General features: G+C 69.5%; 22 protein-coding genes and 1 pseudogene. 11 read left to right on the plus strand and 12 right to left on the minus strand.

The features are described from left to right. Positions 1-26 precede the first annotated feature (26 nt). Together ACFOY2_RS23450 and ACFOY2_RS23455 are read left to right on the plus strand one after the other, a co-directional pair. Positions 27-551, plus strand: a complete 525-nt coding sequence (locus ACFOY2_RS23450; RefSeq protein ID WP_379530220.1) for a hypothetical protein — start codon at positions 27-29, stop codon at positions 549-551. Next, positions 544-1,086, plus strand: a complete 543-nt coding sequence (locus ACFOY2_RS23455; RefSeq protein ID WP_379530221.1) for a hypothetical protein — start codon at positions 544-546, stop codon at positions 1,084-1,086. The genes ACFOY2_RS23450 and ACFOY2_RS23455 overlap by 8 nt, the downstream gene beginning before the upstream one ends. Before the next feature lie 8 nt (positions 1,087-1,094). On the opposite strand, the gene ACFOY2_RS23460 is transcribed toward ACFOY2_RS23455, so the two are convergent. Then, a complete protein-coding gene (locus tag ACFOY2_RS23460) occupies positions 1,095-3,137 on the minus strand; it encodes an amylo-alpha-1,6-glucosidase (RefSeq protein WP_379530222.1) in 2,043 nt (680 codons plus the stop codon). A gap of 138 nt (positions 3,138-3,275) precedes the next feature. Here ACFOY2_RS23460 and ACFOY2_RS23465 point away from each other — a divergent pair, with 138 nt between their 5' ends. The 4 genes from ACFOY2_RS23465 to ACFOY2_RS23480 are packed head-to-tail and all read left to right on the plus strand — an operon-like array spanning position 3,276 to position 7,527. Next, positions 3,276-4,328: a LacI family DNA-binding transcriptional regulator gene (locus ACFOY2_RS23465; RefSeq protein ID WP_379530223.1), complete on the plus strand. Its 1,053-nt coding sequence runs from the start codon at positions 3,276-3,278 to the stop codon at positions 4,326-4,328. Between the two features lie 32 nt (positions 4,329-4,360). Next, positions 4,361-5,608, plus strand: a complete 1,248-nt coding sequence (locus tag ACFOY2_RS23470) for a sugar ABC transporter substrate-binding protein (protein ID WP_379530224.1) — start codon at positions 4,361-4,363, stop codon at positions 5,606-5,608. A gap of 40 nt (positions 5,609-5,648) precedes the next feature. Beyond that, entirely contained in the window at positions 5,649-6,689 is a 1,041-nt protein-coding gene (locus tag ACFOY2_RS23475; RefSeq protein ID WP_379530225.1) for a carbohydrate ABC transporter permease, read from the plus strand. Beyond that, the gene (locus tag ACFOY2_RS23480; protein ID WP_379530226.1) at positions 6,682-7,527 is read left to right on the plus strand and encodes a carbohydrate ABC transporter permease; all 846 of its coding nucleotides are present in this window, start codon (positions 6,682-6,684) and stop codon (positions 7,525-7,527) included. The genes ACFOY2_RS23475 and ACFOY2_RS23480 overlap by 8 nt, the downstream gene beginning before the upstream one ends. A gap of 82 nt (positions 7,528-7,609) precedes the next feature. Here ACFOY2_RS23480 and ACFOY2_RS23485 read toward each other — a convergent pair whose 3' ends face one another. Together ACFOY2_RS23485 and ACFOY2_RS23490 are read right to left on the minus strand one after the other, a co-directional pair. Further along, a complete protein-coding gene (locus ACFOY2_RS23485; RefSeq protein WP_379530227.1) occupies positions 7,610-8,656 on the minus strand; it encodes a trypsin-like serine peptidase in 1,047 nt (348 codons plus the stop codon). 123 nt (positions 8,657-8,779) lie between these two features. Then, positions 8,780-10,012, minus strand: coding sequence for a serine hydrolase domain-containing protein (locus tag ACFOY2_RS23490; protein WP_379530228.1), 1,233 nt, complete (start codon positions 10,010-10,012; stop codon positions 8,780-8,782). A 214-nt stretch (positions 10,013-10,226) separates the two neighbouring features. Here ACFOY2_RS23490 and ACFOY2_RS23495 point away from each other — a divergent pair. Then, positions 10,227-10,406 (plus strand): annotated as a pseudogene (locus ACFOY2_RS23495) (response regulator transcription factor); the annotation flags it as partial. Between the two features lie 12 nt (positions 10,407-10,418). Here the strand turns inward: ACFOY2_RS23495 and ACFOY2_RS23500 are convergent. Beyond that, positions 10,419-10,898 (minus strand): GbsR/MarR family transcriptional regulator, encoded by a 480-nt coding sequence (locus tag ACFOY2_RS23500; RefSeq protein ID WP_379530229.1) that lies wholly within the window; start codon positions 10,896-10,898, stop codon positions 10,419-10,421. A gap of 74 nt (positions 10,899-10,972) precedes the next feature. Here ACFOY2_RS23500 and ACFOY2_RS23505 point away from each other — a divergent pair, with 74 nt between their 5' ends. Further along, the gene (locus tag ACFOY2_RS23505; protein WP_379530230.1) at positions 10,973-11,095 is read left to right on the plus strand and encodes a hypothetical protein; all 123 of its coding nucleotides are present in this window, start codon (positions 10,973-10,975) and stop codon (positions 11,093-11,095) included. Positions 11,096-11,254: 159 nt separating this feature from the next. Then, positions 11,255-12,487, plus strand: a complete 1,233-nt coding sequence (locus ACFOY2_RS23510; protein ID WP_379530231.1) for a S1C family serine protease — start codon at positions 11,255-11,257, stop codon at positions 12,485-12,487. Between the two features lie 2 nt (positions 12,488-12,489). Here ACFOY2_RS23510 and ACFOY2_RS23515 read toward each other — a convergent pair whose 3' ends face one another. The 6 genes from ACFOY2_RS23515 to ACFOY2_RS23540 form a co-directional block, all read right to left on the minus strand. Further along, positions 12,490-12,738 carry a hypothetical protein gene (locus ACFOY2_RS23515; protein ID WP_379530232.1) on the minus strand — a complete coding sequence of 83 codons (249 nt, stop codon included), beginning with the start codon at positions 12,736-12,738 and terminating at the stop codon, positions 12,490-12,492. Between the two features lie 107 nt (positions 12,739-12,845). Further along, positions 12,846-14,237: a hypothetical protein gene (locus ACFOY2_RS23520; RefSeq protein WP_379530233.1), complete on the minus strand. Its 1,392-nt coding sequence runs from the start codon at positions 14,235-14,237 to the stop codon at positions 12,846-12,848. A 115-nt stretch (positions 14,238-14,352) separates the two neighbouring features. After that, positions 14,353-15,636: an ABC transporter substrate-binding protein gene (locus tag ACFOY2_RS23525; protein ID WP_379530234.1), complete on the minus strand. Its 1,284-nt coding sequence runs from the start codon at positions 15,634-15,636 to the stop codon at positions 14,353-14,355. Beyond that, complete coding sequence (locus ACFOY2_RS23530; RefSeq protein ID WP_379530235.1) at positions 15,633-17,048, minus strand: glycoside hydrolase family 43 protein; 1,416 nt, start codon at positions 17,046-17,048, stop codon at positions 15,633-15,635. Before ACFOY2_RS23530 ends, ACFOY2_RS23525 begins: the two co-directional genes overlap by 4 nt. Next, entirely contained in the window at positions 17,045-17,854 is an 810-nt protein-coding gene (locus tag ACFOY2_RS23535) for a carbohydrate ABC transporter permease (protein WP_379530236.1), read from the minus strand. Before ACFOY2_RS23535 ends, ACFOY2_RS23530 begins: the two co-directional genes overlap by 4 nt. Continuing rightward, complete coding sequence (locus ACFOY2_RS23540; RefSeq protein WP_379530237.1) at positions 17,851-18,753, minus strand: carbohydrate ABC transporter permease; 903 nt, start codon at positions 18,751-18,753, stop codon at positions 17,851-17,853. The genes ACFOY2_RS23535 and ACFOY2_RS23540 overlap by 4 nt, the downstream gene beginning before the upstream one ends. A gap of 189 nt (positions 18,754-18,942) precedes the next feature. Here ACFOY2_RS23540 and ACFOY2_RS23545 point away from each other — a divergent pair, with 189 nt between their 5' ends. Then, positions 18,943-19,959: a LacI family DNA-binding transcriptional regulator gene (locus ACFOY2_RS23545; protein ID WP_379530238.1), complete on the plus strand. Its 1,017-nt coding sequence runs from the start codon at positions 18,943-18,945 to the stop codon at positions 19,957-19,959. Positions 19,960-19,990: 31 nt separating this feature from the next. Here the strand turns inward: ACFOY2_RS23545 and ACFOY2_RS23550 are convergent, their stop codons facing one another. Both ACFOY2_RS23550 and ACFOY2_RS23555 read right to left on the minus strand, forming a co-directional pair. Further along, entirely contained in the window at positions 19,991-20,290 is a 300-nt protein-coding gene (locus ACFOY2_RS23550; protein WP_379530239.1) for a hypothetical protein, read from the minus strand. A 6-nt stretch (positions 20,291-20,296) separates the two neighbouring features. Continuing rightward, positions 20,297-20,680, minus strand: a complete 384-nt coding sequence (locus ACFOY2_RS23555) for a hypothetical protein (protein ID WP_379530240.1) — start codon at positions 20,678-20,680, stop codon at positions 20,297-20,299. Positions 20,681-21,044: 364 nt separating this feature from the next. Here ACFOY2_RS23555 and ACFOY2_RS23560 point away from each other — a divergent pair, with 364 nt between their 5' ends. Continuing rightward, positions 21,045-21,452, plus strand: coding sequence for a PPOX class F420-dependent oxidoreductase (locus ACFOY2_RS23560; protein WP_379530241.1), 408 nt, complete (start codon positions 21,045-21,047; stop codon positions 21,450-21,452). Positions 21,453-21,608: the final 156 nt, after the last annotated feature.

The raw sequence follows: 21,608 nt of genomic DNA on the forward strand, positions 1-21,608 counted from the left end.
GGGAGTTCTGAGGGGAGTGGACGACTATGGCATTCGCGGTGGCGCGGACGAGGGACGAGGCGCATCTCTATCTCGACCTGCACCCGTGCGCCTGCGGGTCGGCGGAGACGACCTGGAGGAGCGGGCTGGTCAGCGTGGAGGGTGAGCTGGTCAACCGCTACTTCGGCGCCTGCGACGACTGCGGGAAAGACAGGGAGTTCGTGTTCGGGCTGCCCGAACGTCCCGTGGCGCCCGCGGGCTATCCGACGTTCGGCGGGGCGGAGCCGTCCGAGTTGCTCGACGCCGGCGAGTGGTTGCAGGTGGCCGACCTGACGGCGGGCAACGTGCCGGTGGACGACCAGGCCGAGGCCAAGCGCGCGCTGAACGTGGCGACCGCGGCCGTCGAGGAGGCCGTCAAGTTCGTGCCGCCGGGGGCGGACACGGTGCCCGACGACGGGTTCTGGTCCGAGGTGGGGCAGCGGATGCGGGCCGATGAGCCCGGCCGCTTCGATCTCGCCCGGCTGCTGATCGTCAGGGACACCTACCAGGATCTGGCGGCCCGGCATGTCTGAGCGCGGTCTGGCCCGTTCGATGGTGGAGGCGTTCGTCCACTTCGACCTGGTGGCGGAGGGCGCCTCGGGCGATGCGGAGGTCACGCGGGAGCAGGACGGCTGGCTGGTGAGCCTTCGCGGCTCGCAGGTCCTCGTCCCCTACGAGGCGGAGGTCGCGGCGCAGGAGGAGGGGGTCGTCTTCGGCACCGGCCTGTCCGAGCTGATCGACCCTGGGCAGTGGGTGCTCATCGCCGCCACGTACGCGAACAGGGCGCTGGAGGGCGGACTGTTCTACGCTGCGCAAGAGCACTCCGACGCCGAGCGGTTCGAGGGCGTCGCGGCCGACTGGCGCTTCGCCGCCGATGCCGTGGCGGAGGCGCTGAAGTTCTTCTCCCCCGACTACGCCGAGCTGCCCCCTGACGCGTTCTGGAGCGAGATGGGCAGGTCTCTGCGGGAGTCGGAGCCCGAGCGGCTCACCAGGGCGAAGCTGGAAAACGACCTCGCCCTGTACCGCCGCGGACTCGACGACTTCCTGCGCCTCCACAGCGACTCTTAACCCGCCGCTCAGCGCGGGCGCAGGCCCTCCGGGAGGCCCGTGAGCGTGGCAGCACCATCGTGGTCGACGCTCGCCTCGATCTCCGTGCCGGCCACCCGCAGCCCGCCCACCGTCAGCGCCCCCAGGGGCGCGCCCGCCAGGGGACGCAGCTCGACATGGCCCGCGGGGACGTCCGGGTAGACGCCGAGGGCGGCCTGGGCGATGGTGACCGCGGCGGCGGCCGACCAGGCTTGGGGGCGGCAGGCGGCGGGGTAGGCCACCGTGCGGCTCATGTGGTCGCGGGCGTCACCCGCATACAGCTCGGGAAGCCGGTAACCGAACGATTCCGCCGCCGCCAGCAGCCCTTCCGCGAGGGTCGCCGCCTGCTCGTCGAAGCCCTCCCTGGCCAGCCCCGCGATCACGATGGCCGTGTCGTGCGGCCAGACGGAGCCGCAGTGGTAGGACAGCGGGCTGAAGCCGCCCTCGCGTGACGACATCGTCCGCAGCCCGAAGCCCTCCGCCATGTCCGGTGCCGCCAGCAGGGCGGCGATCTGGGCCGACTCCTCCTTCGACAGCAGGCCGGTGCCGAGCAGGTGGCCGATGTTGCTGGTCAGAGAGTTCACGGGGCGTTTGTCGCGGTCGAGGGCGAGCGCGGGAAACCCTCCTTGAGGCCCCTCGACCCAGAACGCGGCGCGGAAACGTTCGGCCAGCGCACCTGCGTACTCGCGCCAGCGGGCGGCGCCCGGCCGGTCGAAGGCGTCCAGCAGCGCGGCCCCGTGCAGGGCGGCCTGGTGGGCATAGCCCTGCACCTCCACCAGCGCGATCGGCGGCTCGGCCAGGCGGCCGTCGTGGAAGCGGACCGAGTCGCCCGAGTCCTTCCAGCCCTGGTTCGCCAGGCCGCGGCCGTCGGTGTCGATGTACTCGATGAACCCGTCCCCGTCCGGGTCGGCGTGGTCGGCGAGCCAGCCCAGCGCGGCCTCCAGGTTGGGAAGCAGCGGCGCCACCTCTGAGGCGGGCAGGCCCCAGCGCCAGGCGTCGTGCAGCAGGCTGATCCACAGGAGGGTGGCGTCGATGGTGCCGTAGTAGGCGGCGGGCAGCCGGCGATCCTGACCCGCCAGGTCGAACGCGCTGCGCCGCAGCTCGTGCATGATCTTGCCCGGGGCCTCGCCGGTGTGCGGGTCGAGGCGGCTGCCCTGGCGGCGGGCCAGGACGCGCAGGGTGCCCGCGGCCAGCCGGGTGCCCAGGGGGAGCAGCATGCGTGCCGCCCAGATGCTGTCGCGGCCGAACAGGGTCAGGAACCAGGGGGCGCCCGCGCCGAGGAACGTGTCGCCCGGCTCGGCCGGCTCGGCCAGGCGCAGCGAACGAAGATCCTCCAGGGAACGCTCCATCAGCCTGTTGATGCGGCGGTCGTCCGCGGTGACGCGCGGGGTGCTCCATTCGAGCGGGGCCGAGGGCGGGACGACGACGGTGGCGGAGTCGGAGACCGCCACGTCCCATGACAACCTCACCCGGCCGCGCGGGGGCAGGCTCACCTGCCACCTCAACCGCCCGCCCCCGGCCTCCACTTCCGCGGCGGCCGGTGCCGAGGTGACGGTCACGTGGGTGGGACCCGAGCTCCAGACCAGCTCCCCGGGAGCGGGGGCGGTGGGCGTGATGGGGGTGGCGGAGTTGCCACCCTTGACGGCTTCGATCTCCGCGAAGTCGCAGGCCAGCTCCAGCGTGACCGTGGCCGTCACCGTGGCGGAGGCGGTGGAGATGATCTCCAGGTGCTCGCGCATCCCGTACGGGCTCAGCTCGCGAAGGCGATCAAGCCGGACGGTGGGATCGGCCGAGCGGTCGCCGAGCCAGCGGGCCAGCGACACGAACCTGTCTCGGCCCGCCTCGACGGGCGCGTGTCCCACGGCCTCCGGTTCGCGCCCGTCGACCAGTAGCCGGGCCTGTGACAACACCCGACGGTCCGCGCAGAACAACCCCTGCACGCCGGCCGGGCGGATCTGGCCGTCGGCGTCGCTCAGCGCAGCGGCCGGCGCCATCACGGTGCTGACCAGATCGTGCAACAGCGGCTGAAGCACAACGACCTCCTCTTGTCACACCGCCGGGTCTTGACAGGACGAGGCCGGAGGTGCAGGTTTTGAAACACTTCATTTACTTTGAACGATCAAATCATGCCCTACCAGACTTTGAACGTTCAACCCCCACGAAAGGCATGCATGGCGGACAAGGTGACGATCACCGACGTAGCAAGAGCCGCGGGCGTGTCACGGCAGACGGTGTCCAACACGCTCAACAGCCCAGAAGTCGTCCGCGAGGAGACTCGCCGGCACGTCCTGGAAGTGATCGAGCGGCTCGGCTACCGCGCCAACCAGGCCGCCCGCCAGATGCGCACCGGCCGCTCCCGTCTGATCGCCATCCGCATCGACCCCGGCGGCGACGGCATCAGCGGGTCGGTGCTCGACCGGTTCCTGCACGGCCTGACCGAGACGGCGGCCCACGAGGGGTACCGGGTCCTGCTCTACACCGCCGCCGACGACCGTGCGGAGATCGCGACATACGAGGATCTGCTCGGCTCGTACAAGCCGGACGCCTTCGTCCTGACCGCCACGCACCACGACGACATCCGCACGTCCTGGCTGCTGGAGCGCGGGCTGCCCTTCGTCGCCTTCGGCCGCCCCTGGAGCCACCTGCCCGACGCCCGCCATCCGTGGGTGGACGTGGACGGAGCCTCGGGCACGGAGGCGGCCACCCGCCACCTGCTCGCCGCCGGGCACCGGCGGATCGGCTTCATCGGCTGGCCGTCCGGCTCCGGTGTGGGCGACGACCGGCGCGCGGGCTGGGCCCGCACGTTCACGGCCCTCGGCTCGGAGACCGGCGGCGCGGGCGATCTCGACGCGCTGCTGCGTTCGGTCGAGGACGGCATCGAGTCCGGGGAGAGCGCCGCCCGTGACCTGCTGCGCACCGCCGCCCCGACCGCCCTGGTGTGCGCGAGCGACTCCCTCGCCCTGGGCGCTCTGCAGGCGGCCCGCTCTCATGAGGGCGAGCGGCCCGTCGCCGTGATCGGCTTCGATGACACCCCTGCCGCCACGGCCGCCGGCCTGACCAGCGTGCACCAGCCGCTCGCCGAAGCCGCCGCGGCCTGCGTCGACCTGCTCGCCCGCGCCTTGGAGAACCCCGACGCCATGCGAAGCCCTGACGCCGAGGGCAGCCCTTCCGAGCAGGCGCACGTGCTACTGCCCCCCTCACTCACCATCCGCCAGTCGGCATAACCACCCCCCAACGCGAGAACAGGACCACTCCCATGACGTCACGAACCCGCCGCGTCGCGGCACTCAGCTCCCTCGTCTCCACCTCTCTCCTGCTGTCGGCCTGCGGCAGCGGGTTCGACGACAACGCCGCACCGCCTCAGCAGAGCGGCGGCCAGGTCACCCTGCAGATCCTCATCGGCTCCTCCGGCGAAGCGGAGACCGCCGCGGTCAAGCAGGCCGCCCAGACGTGGTCCGCGCAGTCGGGCGCGGGCGCGACGGTGACGCCCGCGCAGGACCTGGCCCAGCAGCTCGGCCAGGCCTTCGCCGGCGACAACCCGCCGGACGTCTTCTACGTGGACGCCTCCCGCCTGGCCGACTACGCCAGCGTCGGCGCGCTGGAACCGTATGGCGACAAGATCAGCCAGCCCGACGACTTCTACCCGAGCCTGCGCACCGCGTTCACCTACGACGGCAAGTTCTACTGCGCCCCCAAGGACTTCTCCACGCTGGCCCTGATCGTCAACCAGGAGCTGTGGACCAAGGCCGGGCTGAGCGAGGCCGACGTGCCGACCACGTGGGACGAGCTCAAGGCCGTGAGCGAGAAGCTCAAGGGCAAGGACGTCACGCCGCTGGCGATCGGCCCGACCCGCGACCGCATGGGCGTGTTCATGGTCCAGGCCGGAGGCTGGCTGACCAGCCCCGACGGCAAGCAGGCCACCGCCGACAGCCCGGAGAACCTGGCGGCCCTCGACTATGTGCGCTCGCTGGTGACGGCCGGGCTGGCCAAGTTCCCCAACCAGCTCGACGCGGAATGGGGCGGCGAGGCGTTCGGCAAGGGCAAGGCCGCGATGACCATCGAGGGCAACTGGATCAAGGGCGCGCTCCAGGCCGACTTCCCCGACGTCAAGTACACCGTCCACGAGCTGCCCGCGGGGCCCAAGGGCAAGGGGACGTTGTCGTTCACGAACTGCTGGGGCATCTCGGCCAAGAGCCGCAACAAGGAGCAGGCGATCTCCTTCGTCGAGGCGATGACGAAGGCGGACCAGCAGATGACGTTCGCCAAGGCGTTCGGCGTCATGCCCTCGCGCCAGTCGGCCAAGAGCGCCTACACCGGCGCGTTCCCCGACGACGTGCCCTTCGTCAACGGCGCCGACTACGCCCAGGGCCCGGTGAACGCCCCCAAGATGGACAGCGTCCTGGTCGACCTCGACACGAGTCTGCAGAAGCTGAGCTCGACCGCGCCCAAGACTTTGCTGCAGCGCACGCAGAAGAACATCCAGGCCGCGCTCGGCACATCATGACCGAGCTAGTCGAAGTCATGAGCCCGACGAAGGAGGGTTCATGAGCGGGCGCGAATCACGCCAGAACGTCGCCGGCTGGCTGTTCGTGGCGCCCGTCGTGATCGTCCTCGGGCTGTTCGTGCTGGCGCCGATCCTCATGGCGTTCTGGGTGAGCCTGACCGACTGGAACGGGCAGGGCAGCCCGTTCAAAGGCGACGTGCCGTTCGTGGGCGTGGACAACTACACCCGCCTGTTCACCGAGGAGGGGCTGGCCAGGCAGGACTTCATGACCAGCGTCCGCAACAACATCTACTTCGTGGCCATCGTGGTGCCCGCCCAGACCGTGCTGGCGCTCGGCCTGGCGTTGATCGTCAACGCCAGGCTGCTGCGGGGCAGGACGTTCTTCCGCGCCGCGTTCTTCTTCCCCTCGGTGACCAGCTCGGTCGCGGTCAGCGTGGTGTTCCTGTTCGTCTTCGCCAACTCCGGCACGGTGAACGGGCTGCTGAACCTGTTCGGGATCGACGGGCCGCAGTGGTTCGCCGACTCGCGGGGCGTCCTGCACCTGCTGCTCGGCTCGGTCGGCCTGGTCGATCCCGAGGCGCCGCCCGACCTGCTGACCGGCGGCGGGCCGTTCGGGTTGTCGTGGTGGGAGTGGCTGTCGGGCCCGAGCGTGGCGATGATGACGATCATCGCCCTGATCGTCTGGACGACGTCGGGCACGTTCATGATCATGTTCCTGGCCGCGCTGCAGGACATCCCCGTCACGCTGGAGGAGGCCGCCATGCTGGACGGGGCGGGCCGCCGGCAGGTCTTCCGCCACGTGACGCTGCCACTGCTCAAGCCCGCACTCTTCCTGGTGCTCACGCTGGGGATCATCTCGACCTGGCATGTGTTCGACCAGGTGTACGTGATGAGCCAGGGCAACCCGGCCAAGACCACGCTCACGCCGGCGTTCCTGTCGTACCAGACCGCGTTCCGCAGCTTCGAGTACGGCTCCGGCACCGCGATCTCGTTCGTGTTGTTCGCCATCATCATGGTGCTGACCCTGATCCAGCGGTGGGTGATGCGGGAAAGGAACGGGAGGAGGCTCCGCCATGGCTAGGAACGACCCCCGATCCTTGGCCTCCACGTTCGCCGGCTACTTCGTGCTGGTCTTCTTCGCGCTGGTCTTCCTGTATCCGTTCGTGATCCAGATCGCGACCTCGTTCAAGACCGAGCCGAACGCGGCGGCCAACCCCCTGTCGCCCATCCCCGACCCGGTCTCCCTCGGCGGCTACGAGCAGGTGTTCCTCGGCACCGACCTGCCGCTGTGGCTGGGCAACTCACTGCTGGTGACCGTGATCATCACGGTCGGCCGGGTGCTGCTCGACTCGATGGCGGGCTACGCGCTGGCCCGGCTGCGCTTCGCCGGGCGGCGGGCGCTCTTCTCGGCGATCGTGGCGATCATCGCGGTGCCGGGCGTGGTGCTGTTCATCCCGAAGTTCCTGGTGCTGAACCAGCTCGGGATCTACGACAGCTACACCGCGCTGATCCTGCCGGTGATCGCCGACGCCGCCGGGGTCTTCATCATGAAGCAGTTCTTCGAGTCGGTGCCGGTCAGCGTCGAGGAGGCCGCGCGGATCGACGGCGCGGGCGTCTTCCGTACGTACTGGTCCGTGGTGCTGCCGATGGCCCGGCCCGCGCTGCTGACGCTCACCATCATCTCCTTCCAGAGCTCCTGGAACGAGTTCCCGCACAGCCTCGTGGCGGTGCAGGACCCGGCGCTGTTCACGCTGCCGCGCGGGCTGGCTGACCTGGTGAGCGGGTCGCTCGGCAAGGGCACGCAGTATCCGCTCAAGCTGGGGGCCGCGGTGCTGGCCACGATCCCGGTGGCGGTCATGTTCGTGGTGTTCCAGCGCTATTTCGTCCGCGGCGCCAACGAGGGCTCCGAGAAGGGCTGAGCCCGTACGCTCCGTGCCTCGGCGGGCTGGCGCAGGTGGTAGCCGGCCGAGGCATGGGCGATGGGGCGTCTCGTGGAGAGGGTCAGGCCGCGTCGGCGTTCTGGGCGGCCCTGAAGACGGCCATCGCGTCGTTGCCGAAGAACGGGCCGAACATGAACCGCTGGTCCTGGTCGTACTTGAAGCTGTTGACCGAGTTCACCCAGCCCATGCCGGTGGACTCGTCGAAACCCTGGAACCACGGGCCGCCGCTGGACCCGCCGGTCATGTTGCAGCGCAGCCCCAGGTCCCTGCTCATCAGGGTGTCGTCGAAGGTCTGCCCGCTGCAGTAGATCAGCCGCGAACCGTCGAACGGCTCGGCCGCCGGATAGCCGAAGGAGAACATCTGCGCCCGTCTGGGCTGGTTGAAGGCCACTCCCTGCCCGCCGACGACGTCGGTCAGCGTCCTGCCCTGCAGCGGCGCGACCACGGCGGCGGCGATGTCGAAGTTGATGTCCTCGTTGGCGTTCCACTGCTGCGTGGTCAGCAGCCGGGTGGCCACCCAGGTGCCGAACGGCCGCTGGCCGTTGTCGAAGCCGGGCACGAACACCCAGTTGCGGTGGGAGGCGCCGTTCAGCTTCACGCAGTGCCCCGCGGTGATCACGACGCTCTCGTTGGCGCTGGTCACGGCCGTGCCCGAACAGGAGGCGTTGCCGCCCTCCGCGGTGGTGAAGAACACGCGCCCGGCGGTGCGCACGACGGCGCCGCCGTCCGTCCAGCGCAGGCCGGGGCTGTTGGGCACCACCGCCTGCAGGGACGTGCTGGGTTTGGTGGGCCGGGCCGACCACGCGGTGCCCTGGCTCTGTCTGGTGAACGAGGCGCCGCGGACGGCCCACGGGTTGCCCCGGCTCGGCGCCGACTGGGCGGTGCGTCTCGGCCGAGGCACCGACAGCGGTTGCGCCGCCAGCATGCGCTGCGACGTCCAGTAGTTCGAGACCGTTCTCCGTTGCGACCAGGAGTCGGTGGCCGACCACCCGACGGGCCTGGGGTCGAGACCGTTCCACGCGCTGGCCTGGGCGGGGCCCGAAGGGGAGACCAGGGCGCCCGCCACGGCGAGCGCGACGGCGGGGATCAGGGCGACTCTGCGGTGCATTTACTACCTCCCGATACCGGAATCTGCCGTTGAGAGGTACGTACGGGGATGTCCTTCTTCCTCAATTCATGCGAATACTGATATGGCGGGACCGAGCCTCACCCCGTTCACCCTGGGGAAACGTCAGGAGAAGGCGGCCAGCGCGATGCCCAGGGTGCGCTGGTTCTGACCGGAGGCCTTGGCGTCGGTGGAGTTGACGGAGTACACCAGCGTCCTGCTCAGGTCGCGGGTGACCCCCACGCCGGCCGCGTACCCGTAGCGGGCGCCGGTCTTGCCGAAGGCGACGATCCCGCCGGGCAGCACCATCCGGCTCAGGCCAGAAGTGTAGACAGCCGGCTGGTTGCCGCACTCGTCGTGCATCATCACGTCGGGGACGGTGAACATCGCTTCGAGCTGCGCGGACGGCACGACCTTGCCGGAGAACAGCGCCTTGACGAACTTCTCCAGGTCGGCGGCCGTCGAGATGAGGTCGCCCGAGGCCCAGGTGGAGGTGACGCTGGAGTCGGTCATGTCCACCACGTGGCCCTCGCCATAGGGGATGGCGTTGTCGAACCCGGCGGGCACCGACTGGTAGCCCTTGTGGTGCGGCCCCCGGGCGCGCGTCGACCGGCCGGGCAGGTAGCTGTCACTCATGCCGGCCGGGCGCAGGATCCTGGTGGTGACCTCCTGCTCGTACGAACGCCCCGTGACCTTCTCGATCAACAGGCCGGCCACGAACGTGTTGATGTTCAGGTACTGCTGTTCGGTGCCGGGCGTGAACTCGATCGGGTTCTCCTCCACGGCCAGCGCGACGTACTCGCGTGGCGTCCAGACCTTGAACCGGGTCCTGTAGGCATACTCGAACGAGTTCGGCAGGCCGGGCGACGGGAGGCCGCTGGTGTGGTTCAGCAGCTGGCCGACGCGGACCTTCGGGTAGGTGTCGGGCAGCAGGTTCGGCAGGTGGTCCTGGACGGTGTCGTCGAGCGAGAGCTCGCCCTCGGCGACGAGTTGCAGCACGACCGCGGTGGTGAAGATCTTGGTCACGCTGCCCGCGCGGAAGCGTACGTCCTCGGAGGCCTTGCGCTGGGTGGTGAGGTCGGCCACGCCGGTCACGCCCCGCCACGAGCCCTTGCTCCCGCCCACGCGGACGAGCGCGGCGGTGGCGTCGGCCGCCGGCAGCTTCGCGATGGACTTCTCCAGCGCCGCCTCGTTGATCGGCGGGATCGGCGCGTCGGGATCCGGCTTGACGCCCTGCGGGGGCGGGCAGGAGGCGGGGGTGGGCGCCGGGGTGAGTGTGCGGGCCTTGGCGGGCGCGGCGGTCGAAGGCGTGATCACCATGGTGACGGCGAGGGCGAGACAGGCCAGGGTCGGTTTCATGAGAGGTCTCCAGATGGGAGCCGGTCGATCGGACGATGCACCATCGTGGCGATCGCCTTCCGTCCGGCGGATCGCCGTTGCGACCGATTTCTTCTCGTTCTCGCGAGCGAGTCCGGAGATCACCCGTACCGGCGATGTCCCGCGCCTCTCCCGAGCCCGACGATGTCCCCCATGGACTCCCGCGTCGCCTTCATCGCCGCCCCCGCGCTCGTCTCAGACGCTGCGGCTGATCGCGCGCGGCCTGTCCAACGCCGAGATCGCGCGGGCCATGGTGGTCAGCGAGCACACCGTCAAGACCCACGTCAGCAACGTGCTGAGCAAGCTCGGGCTCCGCGACCGGGTCCAGGCGGTGATCGCCGCCTACGAGAGCGGCCTGACCGTGCCTGGACAGTAGAGTTCGGGCGGGTCAGTCCTGGTTCTTGCGGTGCTCCTCCCAGCGTTTGAGCAGTTCCATGCCGTCGAGGTTGGAGAAGGCGAAGAAGTCTCTCGTCTCCTCCAGCCGCGCCCGCTGTTCGGGCAGGCTGTCGTCGAGGACCGCCAGCCCGAGGTCGAGCGTCTCGACGAGGTTGCGCACCTCCACGAGCCGAACCTGCAGAACCTGCGCCCATCCGCCGGAGACGATGCGGTAGTGGTGCTGGCGGCCCGGCGCGGGGACGCGCTCGATCATCCCGCCGGACTCCAGTTGCCTGGCTACCGTGCTGATCGCGGTCTTGCTCACCCCGAGCTCGCCGGCCAGCTCGGTGAGCGACTGGTGGGGCGGATCGCAGATCATCAGCCAGGCGTACATGCGCCCCATCGTCCGTGTGCCGCCGAGCCGCTCATAGTACAGCCCCATCCGGTCGACGAACTCGCTCTCCTTCGGCCCCATCACCGCCAACTCCGTCAAGTATGTAGTTGACGTAGCGTAGCTCATTTGTGAGAGATTGAGGTCATCTGCCCATCCGAATTACGCGCGCGGTAGTGCCGGCTGACCAGGGCGGCCGCGCAGCCCAGCGCGATCAGCCCGAACCCGGCGCCGACGAGTGGGACCGCCGCGTCGCCGCCGTCCTGCGCTACCTGGAGGATGGGGATCCCCGGCCGTAGATCCTTGTTCGCCTTCAGCGAATTTTTCTCACCATGATCGGGCTCTTCCAGGGGTGATAAGGCCGGTGTCAGCGGGTGCGGGGTGCGAGGACCTCGGGCTTAGCCGGGATTTACCTCCGGTTGACCACTCTGGTGTCACCGCGAACACCAGGAGATGACATGGACGCCAACGAGCCTCGCGAGCAGAACGCCGGCGGCTGGAGCCAGTTCGGCGACACCCCGCCCAGCGCCGGAGGCTTCACCCGGCCGCTCCCGACGATCACGCCCCCTCCGCCGCCCCCGCCGCCGCGGACGGGCTTCCTGCTGACCAAGAAGGCGATCACCGGGCTCGCGCTGGCCGCCGTGGCCGCCCTGTCGGTGGCGGCGCTGGGCGGCGGGGCCATGGGCGCGTACCTGGCGGGTGCGGGCAGCCCGGCGCCGGCGGTCACCGCCACCGCGAGCACGCCCAGCCCGGTGTTCAGGACGGCGTCCGACCAGCTCACGGTCGCGCAGGTGGCGGAGAAGGTGCAGCCGTCGGTCGTGATGATCCAGGGGCAGAGCGGCGAGGGCTCGGGCGTGGTGCTGTCGGAGGACGGTCTGATCCTCACCAACAACCACGTGGTGGCCGGGCAGAACGGCCAGTTGACGGTGAAGTTCAACGACGGCAAGACGGCCAAGGCGACCGTGGTGGGCACCGACCCGGCCACCGACCTGGCCGTCATCAAGACGGAAGGGGTGTCGGGGCTGGCCAAGGTGACGCTGGGCGACAGTGACGGGCTCAAGGTCGGTGACGACGTGCTGGCCATCGGCAGCCCGCTCGGCCTGGACGGGACGGTGACGTCGGGCATCATCAGCGCGCTCGACCGCACCGTGACCGCCGGCGGCGGCCCGAACCAGCAGCAGCTCCCGCCGGGCTGGGGCGGCAGACAGGAGCAGGCGCCCGAGACGACCACGCTCGGCGGCATGATCCAGACCGACGCGGCGATCAACCCGGGCAACTCAGGCGGCGCCCTGGTCAACGCCGCCGGCGAACTGGTCGGCATCAACAGCGCGATCGCGGCCGACGGCGTCAACCTCGGCTTCGCCATCCCGGTGAACACCGCCAAGCAGGTCTCCGACCAGCTCATCAGCAAGGGGAAGGTGAGCCACGCCTTCCTCGGGGTGAGCGTCACCGACGCCGCCGGGGACGTGCCGGGCGCGCTGATCCGCCAGGTGACCGCGGGCAGCCCCGCCGAGAAGGCCGGGCTGAAGCAGGGCGACCTGATCACCAAGCTCGGCAACACGCCGGTCGGGGGCGGCGACACCGTCGTCGGACAGGTACGCGGGTACAAGGTCGGCCAGCAGGTGCAGGTGACCTACATGCGCGACGGCAAGACGAACACCGTGACCGTCACCATGCTGGAGAAGAAGTAAGGTCAGCCGCCCAGGTCCCTGGCGACGTTGTCCAGCCGATTGGCCAGGTCGTCCAGGATCTGGTCGGTCAGATCGCCCTTGGGAAGGCGGGCCGCCACCTCGTCGCGGCGGGCGATGACCAGTCGCCTGTGGGCGTCGTCCACCTCGGCCGCCGGGATCACGATGCAGTCGCCGCGGACGAAGACCAGGGTGGCGTCGGGGTGTCGTGAGGCCAGCAGTTGACGCACGCATTCACGGTCGATGAGGGACATTCCTGCTCCTTGCGTCCACGTCGTCCTGTGGCCTCCGCTCCCCTACCCGCGCGACTGCCCCCAAACCACGAGGGGTGCCGGCCCTCCGGCCGGCACCCCTCGTTCCGTTAGCGCACTCCCCGGTGCACGCACAGAAGCTGGTCGCGGGTGGCGTTCCTGTCGCGGTAGGCGATGATCGCGGGGCTCTCGGCGCTGAAGTGGCCGGGCAGCCGCATGTCCTGGCTCCAGTTCACGCCGTCGAAGCTGGTCCACCATAGGCTCTGGTCGACGGCGCCTCGGTGGAGGCAGAAGAGCTGGTCCTTGAAGACGGCCAGCGCGGGGCCCTCGGCGCTGTAGTGGCCGGGCAGCTTCTGGTCGGGGCTCCAGGACGAGCCGTCCCAGCGCGTCCACCACAGGGCGGTGTCGTCGCCGCTGCCTCGGTGCACGCAGTAGAGGTGGCCCCGGTAGGCGGCCAGCGCCGGCGCCGAACGGCTGAAGTGGCTCGGGAAGCGCTGGTCAGAGCTCCAGCTCAGCCCGTTCCAGCGTGACCACCACAGCGACTCGTCGCCGGCGCTGCCGCGGTGCACGCAGAAGAGCTGCCCGTCGTAGGCGGCCAGGGCCGGGGCGGCGGCGCTGAAGTGCTGGGGCAGCCTGAAGTCGGCGCTCCAGGACGAGCCGTCCCACCGGGTCCACCACAGGGCGTCGTCGCCGCTGCCGCGGTGGACGCAGAAGAGCTGGCCGTCGTACACCGCCAGCGCCGGGCCCGAGCGGCTGAAGTGCTTGGGGAAGCGCTGGTCCTCGCTCCACCCCTCCTGGGCGTCGTAGAGCGTCCACCACAGACTGGCGTCGTCGACGTTGCCCCGGTGGGCGACGAAGAGCTTGCCCTGGAACTCGGTGACGGCCGGGCTGGAGGCGCTGAAGTGGTCGACGAAACTCTGGTCCTGGCTCCAGCCCTCGCCCGGCTCGTAGACCGCCCAGTAGAGGCGGGCGTCGCCGACCGGCCTGCCGGCCTCGCGGGTCGGGACGAGCATGGCGGGCGCGGTCCAGGGGGAGACCAGGCGGACGCCGTACGGGCGGGCGATGGAGGCGATCCAGCCGGACTTGGCGCGTACCGACCGCTCGATGACCGGGGTGAGCCACGTGCCCAGCACGGCGCCCGCCGTCTCGGCGACGATCTGCGCGAGCTCTCCGGTCCGCTGCGCGGCGGCCTCGTTGAGGTGGATCTCGAAACCCCACCACCGGCGGACCGGCCAGATCTCGGCGCCCTGGGCGCGCAGGTCGCGCTGGTGGGCGCGGACGCGCTCCTGCTCCTCGGCGGGCAGCCCGGCGATCTGGCGCTCGCTCTCCCGCTTGGCCGCCGTCCATCCGGAGTCGACCAGCGCGGAGTCGTCCAGCAGCTCGATCTCGACGGCGTAGTCGACCGCGGCGGCGGCCACCGGATCGTCCTGCGCGTGCAGCAGGGTGTCCTCGCCGCCCACCGTGGTGAGGTCTGTCTTGTCAATCTGGGTCTCGTCGGTCATTTTCCAGCCCCCTGGCGTGATCGGCGGCCATGCGGCCGCCAATGTGCGTATATGCACGAACCTGACCTATACTAACTCTTAGTAGCGAAGCGGCTACTAAGGGGCAGACCCCCCCTCAGCCGTGCCTCTTCTTGTACGCCGCCTGCGCCTCGGTGAGCCTGGCCGCGAACTGGTCCAGGAAGTCCTTGGCGCTCAGCTCACCGAGCAGCACCTTCTGGAACAGCGGCTCCGACCACGTCTTGGTGATCTCGTTGAACTCCGGCAGGTGGTAGGGCATCTGCACGACCTTGGTCGCCGGATCGTTCAGCACCCGCTGCGCCTCGGTGATGTGCGCCGCCTTGGACGGCGGCACATCGACGTTGGCAGGGATGACCCCGGTCTGTTCGGCGATGTAGCCGTTCATGTCCTTGGCGGCGAAGAACTCGGCGAGCTTGAACGCGGCCTCCTTCTGCTCACTGGCCGAGAAGACGCCGACGCCGCCGACCGGGTTGGACAGCACGGTCTGCGCCCCGTCGTCGGGCTTGGGCACCGAGAACGAGGCGACCTTGTCCGGGCCGAGCGCCTTGATGTGGTCCTGGTAGGAGCCCAGGTTGTGCTGCATGACGGCGATGCTGCCCGCCGTGTCGAACTGGGCGACCATCTTGACGTAGTCGTTCTGCAGATCGGCTTCCGGGGTGTTCTTCTTGTACAGCCCGGCGTACTTCTCCAACGCCGTCACGTTACGCGGGTCGTTGATCGTGGCCCTGCCCGAGGCGTCGAAGAACTCCGTGATCCCCGACTGGCCGTAGACGACCTCCAGCATCTGGGCGATCGAGCCGGAGCCGCCGCGGATGGTGAAGCCGAAACGGTTCTCACCGGGCGCGGTCAGCTTGTCCACGGCCGCGAAGAACGCGCTCCACGTCCTGGGCGGCTCCAGTTTCGCCTGCGCGAACCAGTCCTTGCGGTACCAGAACGCGCCGGCGTTGGTGGAGGTCGGGACGATGTACGCCCTGCCGTCCGGCACCACGTTCTTGATCGTCGTCATGAGCGCCTGGTTGAACTTGCCGTTCAGCGCCGGGCTGGCGGCGATGCGCTCGTCCACGGGTTCGAGCGCCTTCTGGGCGACCAGCTTGCCCAGCGTCGAGGTGGAGACGTCGGCCACGTCCGGGGTGCCGCCGCCGGCGATGGCCGTGTCGATCTTCTGCGGCGCCTGCGCGATCGGCACGCCGACGTAGTTGACCTTGATGGTCGGGTTCGCCTTCTCGAACTCGGCGATGGCGTGCTGCCAGACGGGGGTGCGGGCCGGGCCCGCGTTGGTGTCCCAGAAGGTGATTTCGGTCCTGCCGTCAGAGCCCGCGTCCGAGCCGCATCCCGCCAGTACGGCGGCGGCCAGGAGCAGCGCGGGCACACGTCGTCTCATTGGCTTCCTTTCTGCACGGTGAACCCGTCGAAGATCGCCTGGCCGGTTCCGCTCCCCGCGGCGAACAGGCCGAGCACCGCCCCGACCCACCGGCCCTGCGTGGCCTGGAAGGGCGCGCCGATCTCGCGCAGGCCCCTCCCGGTGTCGGCCAGGAAGGTGACCAGCGCGCCCGCGCCGATCCGCGCGCCGACGGTGACGGGCCCGTCGACGGGCACCGGGTCCGCCTCGCCGCACACCAGCACGGTCCCGTCCGGTGTGCTCTCCAGCCCGACGCTCGCCGCGGTGAAGCCGATCACGGCCACTCCCGCGCGGCCGTCGCCGTCGAGGGTGAGCGTCGTGGTGAGCGTGCAGGGCTCGCCGGGCAGCCGCTGACCGAGCACGGCCGCGCGCTCCCTGAGGTCCTCCGGCCCGGGAACACAGGTCAGGCGGAGCGTCCCGTCCCGCAGTTCCCACCAGGACTTGTCGGGGTTGGCCTGCCAGCTCCACTGCAGCCCGAGCCCGGGACCGGCGAAGTCGTCGGAGGTCGCGGGCTCGCCCGGCGCGCCACCGGGGACGGGCACCGGGCCTTCGGCCACAGGCTCGCCGTCGTCTCCCATCACCGGCCAGCCGTCCTTCCACACCATCGGCTGCAGGTGGACGACCCTGCCGTAGGGTCCGCGGTCCTGGAAGTGCATGAACCAGTGCTCGCCTGACGGGGTGTCCACCCAGCCGCCCTGGTGCGGGCCGTTGACGTCGGTGCCGCCCTGCTCCAGCACGATCCGGTCCTCGTACGGGCCGAAGATCGACTCCGCCCGGAACACCGACTGCCAGCCCTGCTCGACGCCGCCCGCGGGCGCGAAGATCCAGTACGTGCCGTCGCGCTTGTACAGCTTGGGCCCCTCCAGCGTGCGGTAGCCCGGCAGCAGGTCGGCGTCGATGACCAGCGCGCCCTCGTCCAGCACCGCGCTCGCGTCCGGCGCCATGCGGTGCAGGGTGAGCCGGTTGTTGATGCCCGCGCGGCTCTTGGCCCAGCCGTGCACCAGGTACGCCTGCCCGTCGTCGTCCCACAGCGGGCACGGGTCGATGAGCCCCAGGCCAGGCTTGACGACGTGCGGCGCCGTCCACGGGCCCCGAGGGTCGGCGGCGCTGACCTGGCAGATGCCGACGTCGGGGTCGCCGTAGAAGATCCAGAACCGGCCGTCGTGGTGGCGCAGCGACGGCGCCCACACCCCGCAGCCCGGCCGCACGTCGTCGTAGCCGCTGGTCACGGCGTGGCCGATGATCGTCCAGTTGACCAGGTCGCGCGAGTGCAGGATCGGCAGCCCCGGCACCTTGGTGAAGGTGGAGACGGTCAGGTAGAAGTCCTCGCCGACGCGGATCACGTCGGGGTCGGACCAGTCGGCGTTCAGCACGGGGTTGCGGTAGGTGCTCATCCCTTCACCGCCCCGGCCGACATCCCCTGGACGAGGTAGCGCTGGATGAAGGCGAAGACGATCACGACGGGCAGCGCGGCGACGACGCCGCCGGCGGCGAGGGCGCCGAAGTCGACGCTGTTCTCGCCGAGGTTGTAGGCAAGGCCCACGGGCACGGTGAATTTCTCCTGGTCGTTGATGAACATGAGGGCGAAAAGGAAGTTGTTCCAGCTGTGGATGAAGGCGAACGAGCCGACCGCGACGAGTGCCGGGCGCAGCAGCGGCAGCACGATCGCCAGGAAGCCGCGCAGCCGGCCGCAGCCGTCCACCCAGGCCGCCTGCTCAAGCTCCTGCGGGATGTTCCTGATGAAGCCGCTGATGAGGATCAGGGAGAGCGGGAGCTGGAAGACCGTCTCGGCGACGACGAGGCTCCAGAGCGAGTTCGTGAGCGACAACGTCCTGAAGATCTCGAACAGCGGGATGATCATGAGGGCGCCGGGGATGAACTGCGTGCAGAGCATCCCGACCATGAACGCGCCCTTGCCGCGGAAGCTGTAGCGGGCCAGCGCGTACCCGCCGGCCAGCGCCACGACCGTGGTCGCGATCAGCGAGGCGATGCCGACGAGCAGGCTGTTCTGGAAGAAGACAGCGAACCCCATCCCATTCCAGACCGTGTCGAAGTGCTCGAACGTGATCGGCCACGGGACGATCGACGTCGACCCCCTGGGCCGCAGCGCGAAGACCAGCATCCAGTAGAACGGCACCAGCGTGAACAGCAGGTACAGGGCCAGCGGAAGGTAGATCTGCCACCTGCTCGCGCCCCTCATGGCTTGCTCCCGAACTTGCTCAGCCGCAGGTAGACGATGGAGAAGAAGGTCAGGACCCCGAACGCCACCGTGGTCAGCGCCGTGGCGTAGCCGAAGTCGTGCGACTGGGCGGCCAGCGAGGCCACGTACAGCGGGAGCGTGGTGGTCTGGTGGGCCGGGCCGCCGCCGGTGAGGGTGTAGAGCAGGTCCACGTTGTTGAACTCCCACACCGAGCGCAGCAGCGTGGACAGGATGATGGCGTCCCTCAGGTGGGGCAGGGTGATGTGGAAGAACCTGCGCAGGCGGCTCGCGCCGTCCACGGCGGCGGCCTCGTACAGGTCCTTCGACACCGACTGCAGGTCGGCCAGGAGCAGGATCGCGAAGAACGGCACCCCGCGCCAGAGCTCGGCCAGCACCGCGGCCCAGAAGACGGTGTCCGGGTTGGCCAGCGGTGCCGCCCCGTACTCGATGAGGCCCAGGTCGGCGAGGTAGCGCGACACCCCCGTGAACGGGTTGTAGAGCAGGACCCAGATCGCGGTGGTCAGCACGCCCGAGACCGCCCACGGCGAGAAGACCAGCGCCCGCGACAGCGCGCGGCCGACGAAGCTCTCGTTGACGATCAACGCGAGCGCCAGCCCCAGCACCAACTGCAGCACGACCTCGACGACCACCCAGCGGGCGGTGAAGCCGAGGCTCTGCCAGAAGATCGGGTCCTCGAACAGCAGCCTGCGGAAGTTGTCGAGGCCGGCGAAGCCGTTGTCCCAGGGCTTGGTCACGTTGTAGTGCTGGAGGCTGTAGTACAGGACGCTGGCCATCGGGTAGACGAGGAACCCGAGCATGGCGATCAATGACGGGGCGATCAGCAGGTAGGGCGTCAAGCGCGGTCTGCGGCGGGGTGGATGCGCCGAAGCGACGGCCACGTGGGCGACTCCTCTGCGTGGTACGTGTTGCAGCCTGCAATCGGTTGCAGGAAACGTTGCGGTAGCACGAACGCAACGTCAATGGCATGCGAACGAGACAAGCGTCACTATCAGGGCAAACACCGAAATTTCGAAATTTTCGAGGCTATGGCCTGGTCTTTTCCTGGCCAGGCGGAGTTAAGTGGGGACATGACCGCCGCAGAGCCGCCGCCCCAGCCGCTGCCCAAACTGGCGGTGATCGCCCGTGAGGCCGGCGTGTCGGTTGCAACCGTTTCCAAGACGCTCAACGGCCGCTCCGACGTCTCCGCGCACACCCGCCGCCTGGTCGCCGAAGTGCTGGAACGGCGCGGCTATCCCCGTCAGCGGGTCAAACCCACCCGGGGCAGCATGGTGGACGTCATGCTGCAAGGGCTCGACTCGCCCTACGCGCTGGCCATCCTCGGCGGCGTCGAGGACGCGGCCTGGCGACTGGGCGTGGACCTGGTCGTCTCCGCCGTGGTCGACCGCACCAAGAACGGCCAGCCGCCACCCGCATGGCTGGACCGGATCGGCGCCCGCGAGAGCGCAGGCGTCCTGCTCGTCCGCACCTCGCCGACCGCCACGCAGCGGACCTGGCTGGCCGACCACGGGATCCCCTTCGTGACCGTGGACCCGCGCCGCAAACCGCCCCGCGAACTCCCCGTGGTCGTCTCCGCCAACCTGGCCGGCGCCAGGGCCGCCACCGACCACCTCATCGGACTCGGCCACGAACGCATCGCCATCGTCACCGGGCGTCCTGGGGTGCCGTGCGCGGCCGAACGGCTGACCGGCTACCGCCAGGCCATGGCCGCCGCCGGACTGCGGGTCGACCCCCGGTGGGAGGTGTGCGGCTACTTCCAGAAGGACAGCGCCCTGCGAGCCACCCGGGCGCTGTTCGCCGCACTCCCCAACCCGCCGACCGCCGTCTTCGCCTGCTCCGACGCCATGGCGGTGGGCGTCTACCAGGCGCTCGCCGAACGCGGCCGACGCGTGCCCGACGACGTCAGCGTGGTCGGCTACGACGACTCGTGGGCGGCGGCCCACCTCACACCCGTGCTGACCACGGTTCGTCAGCCCTGGCCCGAACTGGGGGCCGCCGCCCTGGCCGCGCTGCTCGCCGACGAGCCCCCCGCACGCACCGAACTCCCCACAACCCTGATCGTCCGCTCCAGCACCGCGGCCTTGTAACACCTTTCACGGGGACGTGCCCTCGGGGCCTCTACCTGAACGGCCACCTCCGCCAGCAGGCTCCCTTGAGGAAAGCCTTGCGTTCGACGACGCATTGGGGTCCGTTGGCGTTGTTACCGCCGCTGGTGTTGCCGCTGTTCACGGAGCCGTTGGCGTTCTCGAAGTTGCCGCTGTTCACCTGCCGGCCCTTGCTGCGGTAGTTGCCGCTGTTCCAGGAGTTGCCGTTGTCCGTGGGGATCGCGTGCGCAGGCGCGGGAAAGGCCGGTGCCAGCGACAACGTCAGCACGAGCTGCGCCGTGACCACTCCGGTTCGCCGCCTGAAGGTCCTCATCGCCGGTCACCGGGAAACAGTCTGGGAGCCGTTGGCGGTGTTGCCGCCGTTGACGTTGTTGCTGTCGGTCGAGCCGTTGCTGTTCGAGAAGTTACCACTGTTGATGGGATTTCCCTCATTGTGGTAGTTCCCGCTGTTGGTGGAGTTTCCGCTGTTCTCCGCGCCATTCACGCACTTGACCGGCGAATTGGGCGCCGGCGAGTTGTAGGCGAACAGGCGATTGCCGCAGAAAACGCCGGGAAGGGCCTTGAGCGCCGTCCCGAGGTCCGCGCCGAACAAGTCGGTGAGCAGAGAACTCTCGCTGGGTGGCGGCGCGGCGGACGCGCTGGTCGGGGCCAGCACGCAGCACCCGACCGCCACGCCGGCGACGATCCGTACGAATGCCTTCAATGCGTTTCCCACCATTCTCGCGACATGATCCACTGAAAGGTAGCACCGGATGGCGGGTCATCATGGAAAGCCTTCGAAAGGGTCACGATAACTCGGCGCAAAAAACGCGTCGCTACTTCCGGTTGTAGCGGCGCATGGTGCGCGTGCCGAACACGACGATGACTCCTCGCGCCGCCCTGCTCGCCGACAAGCCCCACGCACGCACCGAACTCCCCACAACCCTGATCATCCGCTCCAGCACCGCCCCCTTATAGTGCGCCGGCTTCGCTGGTCTTCCCGGCGCCACACGGGCTAGACTCCCAAACGATCTTTTAGTAGATCATGAAGGGATGAGCAGGGTCGGTGGAAATTGAAGGTGGCGATCATGAGCGTTTCTCTGAGTGAGGCGGCGCGCAGGATTCTTGACGCGCCCAACGTCGGCATCCTGGCCACCATCAATCCCGACGGGAGCCCCCAGACCTCAGCCGTCTGGGTGGGCAGGGAGGGAGATGAAGTGGTCATCTCCTCCCAGGCCGGGCGGCGTAAGGAGCGGAACCTGAGCAGGGACGCGCGTGCGAGCTTGTGCGTCTTCGATCTCACCGACCCCTTGCAGTACGTCGAGCTCCGGGGGACGGCCACTGTGAGCGAGGACGTGGGGCGGCGGGTGGCGGTCAAGTTGGCGGAGAAGTACGAAGGCGAGGGGGCTGGGGAAGATTACCTGGCGCTGCCCGCGGAGGTGGTCCGGGTGGTAATCCGGCTGACGCCGCACAAGGCGGCGGGCAGCGCGTCCTGAGACGGAACGCTGAGGGCATGTCAGCCTGCCAAGGATAGTCGTGCACGTGGGCAACCGGGAAAGGCGGTGCGGGGAACACGACACCATCCTTGACTGGCCGGCAGTTAGGAGATGGGGTTGGTCGGGACGGCGGTGACTACAGACCGAGGCAAGCCT

The sequence above is a fragment of the Nonomuraea purpurea genome (assembly GCF_042650645.1).
Taxonomy (GTDB): Bacteria; Actinomycetota; Actinomycetes; order Streptosporangiales; family Streptosporangiaceae; genus Nonomuraea; species Nonomuraea purpurea.